Source organism: Methylobacterium sp. WL18, from assembly GCF_008040015.1.
Classification (GTDB): Bacteria; Pseudomonadota; Alphaproteobacteria; order Rhizobiales; family Beijerinckiaceae; genus Methylobacterium; species Methylobacterium mesophilicum.
Genome location: NZ_VRVD01000649.1, coordinates 1 through 2,627 on the forward strand (window position 1 = coordinate 1; position 2,627 = coordinate 2,627).

Consider the following 2,627-nt stretch of genomic DNA (forward strand, 5'->3'; position numbering starts at 1 on the left):
CCGCCTGCCGCATCCGCGCTGGCCGGCGCCCCGGATGGCGCTGGCGAACCTCCACCGGCCGGGCGCGCTGACCCCCGCCATCGTGCTGTCCCTCGGGCTCGGCGTGACCCTGCTGGTCACCCTCAGCCTGATCGACGCCAACGTCCGCCGGACGATCAGCGCGACCCTGCCGGCGCGTGCGCCGAACCTGTTCTTCCTCGATATCCCGTCCCGCGACGCCGCCGAGTTCCGCGCGTTCCTGGCGCGCTCGGCCCCCAACGGCAAGATCGAGGACGTGCCGATGATGCGCGGCCGGATCGTCGCCCTGAACGGCGTGCCGGCCAGCAAGATCCGCCCCCCGGAGGACGCCGCTTGGGTCCTCGACGGCGACCGGGGCATCACCTACGGCGACACGGTGCCGGAGGGCTCGACCCTCACGGAGGGGGCGTGGTGGAGCGCGGAGCAGGACGCCAAGCCGCTGGTCTCGTTCGAAGCGGACCTCGCGCGCCAGCTCGGATTGAAGGTCGGCGACACCGTCACCGTCAACGTGCTCGGGCGCGACCTGACCGCGACGATCTTCAACCTGCGCCGGGTGGAGTGGCGCAACCTCGGCATCAACTTCGTCATGGTGTTCTCACCCGGCACCTTCCGGGGCGCGCCGCATTCGGACCTCGCCACCCTGTCGCTGCCCGGCGGCACCGATGCGGGCGCCGAGAACCGCATCCTGCGCGACGTCGCCAAGACGTTCCCGTCGGTGAGCGCCGTGCGTGTGAAGGACGCGCTCGACGCGATCGGTGACCTCGTCGGCCGTCTGGTCCTGGCGATCCGCGGGGCGAGCGCCGTGGCGGTGCTGGCGAGCCTGTTCGTGCTGGCCGGGGCCATCGCGGCCGGCCACCGGGCCCGCCTCTACGACGCCGTAGTGCTGAAGGTCCTGGGCGCCAGCCGGGCGCGACTGCTCAGCGCCTACGCCATCGAGTACGCGGCCCTGGGGCTCGCCACGGCCGTGTTCGGCCTCGCCGCCGGCAGCCTCGCCGGCTGGGTGATCGTCGCGAAGGTCATGCACCTCGACTTCCGCCTCGACCTGTCCGGGGCGCTGGTGGCGGCCACCGCCGCCGTGGCTCTGGCGATCCTGCTCGGGCTGGCCGGCACGTGGCGCATCCTCGGCCAGAAGCCGGCGCCGTATCTCCGGCAGATCTAGAGCCTTGATTAGTCGCACTCGCTGACGCCGGACCGGTACCCATTTCGGCGGTGCGCGCTCTGACCGCTGGTCTTCGCGGCCCCGCTTCCGGTCTCCGCACATGGTTAAGACTTGGGCGGAGAGACATCGACCCGATGCGATCCGGGCAACCGCCAGTCGAACCCGGGGCCGTGAGCGCGGGAATCCGTTTTAATCCCTGACTTCATGGACAAAAATACATCCTCCGACACCGGAAAAGCGCCCCCGCAACCGTGGCTGGGGACTTGTGCGGGCGGCGGCCGCGCAACATATTCCTGTGCGAGGTGCCAGCCTGGCGCCAGAGGTCCTGCGTGGGCCTCGCCCGAAACACCACGCTGAGAGAGCCTCCGCAAGGAAACTCCCATGGCATTCGAGAACTCTCCCTTCCGGTACGGCGCCCAGCAGCCGTCCGGGTACGCCGGCACCCAGGTCGATGTCGATCAGGGCCTGCGCACCTTCATGCTCGGCGTCTACAACAACATGGTCGTCGGGCTCGGCATCTCCGGCCTCGTCGCCCTCGGTCTGAACATGGCGTCGGTCGCGGCCTACCAGGGCACGCGCCCGATCCTGACCCCCTTCGGTCAGACCCTCTACACGAGCCCGCTCAAGTGGGTTCTGATGCTGGCCCCGCTCGCGTTCATCTTCGTCTTCTCGATGCGGATGGACCGGATGTCGGCCTCGTCGGCCCGGACGATGTTCTGGGCCTTTGCGGCGGTGATGGGCGCCTCGATGTCCTCTCTCCTCCTGGTCTTCACCGGGGCGAGCGTGGTTCGGGTGTTCTTCATCACGGCGGCGGCGTTCGGTTCGCTGAGCCTCTACGGCTACACGACCAAGCGCAGCCTGTCGGGCATGGGCTCGTTCCTGATGATGGGCCTGATCGGCATCATCCTGGCGTCGCTGGTGAACATCTTCTTCGCCTCGTCGGCGCTGCAGTTCGCCATCTCGGTGCTCGGCGTGCTGATCTTCGCGGGCCTGACCGCCTACGACACCCAGAAGCTCAAGGAGATGTATCTCTCCAGCAGCTTCGACGGTGAGATGGCGGCCAAGATGTCGGTGAACGGCGCCCTGACGCTCTATCTCGACTTCATCAACATGTTCCAGTTCCTGCTCAGCCTGGTCGGCGACCGCCGCTAAGCCCAGCATGAACCCCGAATGAGCAAGCCCCGGCGGGACACCGCCGGGGCTTCTTTTTTGGCCTGCCTGGATCGGGCGAGGGCGGTTATCATGCCGCCATGCCCAACCGCATCTCCGGCCTTTCCGCCTTCCCGATCACTCCGAGCGACGCGGACGGCCGCGTGGATGCGGCCGCCCTGCGCCGGCTGCTGGACCGCCTCGTGGAGGCCCGGGTCGATTCGATCGGCCTGCTCGGCAGCACCGGGACCTACGCCTACCTGTCCCCGGACGAGCGGCGCCGCGCCGTCGAGATCGCCGC

At 68.9% G+C, this 2,627-nt stretch carries 3 protein-coding genes; all 3 read left to right on the plus strand.

Annotation, left to right across the window (positions count from 1 at the left end; genetic code table 11):
- On the plus strand, nt 1–1,177 hold a 1,177-nt coding region (locus FV228_RS26385), incomplete at its 5' end, for an FtsX-like permease family protein (RefSeq protein ID WP_147857235.1).
- Nucleotides 1,178–1,558: 381 nt separating this feature from the next.
- Nucleotides 1,559–2,329, plus strand: a complete 771-nt coding sequence (locus FV228_RS26390; protein WP_058191972.1) for a Bax inhibitor-1/YccA family protein — start codon at nt 1,559–1,561, stop codon at nt 2,327–2,329.
- 98 nt (nt 2,330–2,427) lie between these two features.
- Nucleotides 2,428–2,627 (plus strand): dihydrodipicolinate synthase family protein (locus FV228_RS26395; protein ID WP_187277923.1); only part of this gene is annotated, 200 nt, incomplete at its 3' end.